This window comes from Citricoccus alkalitolerans, assembly GCF_039528175.1.
GTDB classification, from domain to species: Bacteria; Actinomycetota; Actinomycetes; order Actinomycetales; family Micrococcaceae; genus Citricoccus; species Citricoccus alkalitolerans.
Window position 1 is genome coordinate 1,272,167 of the sequence record NZ_BAAALH010000001.1, and the last position, 981, is coordinate 1,273,147.

The 981-nt window shown below is 71.9% G+C and carries 1 protein-coding gene; it reads right to left on the reverse strand.

From position 1 onward, the window contains the following. Window positions 1-73: 73 nt before the first annotated feature. A partial coding sequence (locus ABD134_RS05670) for a purine nucleoside phosphorylase YfiH/LACC1 family protein (protein ID WP_344227433.1) occupies window positions 74-981 on the reverse strand: 908 nt, incomplete at its 5' end.

Consider the following 981-nt stretch of genomic DNA (forward strand, 5'->3'; position numbering starts at 1 on the left):
CGCGGCCAGGCGTCGCCCCAGTTCCGCTGTGCGCTCGTCCTGCGGGTGGTCCGTATCCGTCATACCGGTGCCCTCATCCTTCACTACCTTCAATCTGCTGGGTGCCCCACCCTTCCTCGCGCCGCCACACGAACCCGATGAAGCGTCCTCGGCCGGGGTCACGTCGATGCGAGAAGACCCGCGGATCCTCCCGCGTGCAGACCGGACTGCGGTGCACCGTGACGCCGAGCGATTCCAGCACGGCCTGGGCTCCGGCCGGCAGGTCCAGTGCCGGAGTCCCCCACACCGTCCTGGAGTGGGTGGCGGGGATCTGCGCGGTACCGTCCCGGCGCATCTGCTCGGGAACCTCGTAGCACCGACCGCAGATGGCCGGCCCGATCCAGGCCTGGATGTCTCCCGGCTCGTGACCGGAGCCCTCGCGCCGCATCTTCTCCACGGTGTTCTGCAGGATTCCGTCGAGTAGGCCCCGTCGGCCCGCATGCGCGACCGCTGTCGGGCCGCTCAGGGGGTCCACGCCCCCGGCCCCTCGCCCAGAGGCGTCGGGACGGCCGTCCCTGCCTCCCGCTGCCGGATACTCCACGGAGCGGCGGGATGCGAACACCACCGGCACGCAGTCCGCCACCATGATGGCCAGCGGATCCCGGCCGGTCGGACTGACGAGTGCGTCGGCCTCCTCCGCAACGGGCGACTCACCCCAGCCTCGGCCGGCCGCCGACACCACTCGCGCCGAGTGCACCTGCGTCAGGTACTCCGTGCGTCCGGGAGGGACGCCCAAGGACACCTCGACTCCGCGGCGGGATGCCCGGACCCGCTCGCGGGAGTCCTCTGCGCCGCCGTCGCCACCTGCGGTGCTGGCGTCGCGCTGGCTGTCCTCGATGTCCGCTGCAGGCGTACCGCTGACATGAAAGGCGAGGTTGCCGGCGTCGACGCTGGTGAAGGCCACCTCCAGGCCGCGTCCGGGCCGGTCGCGGAACAGGAACG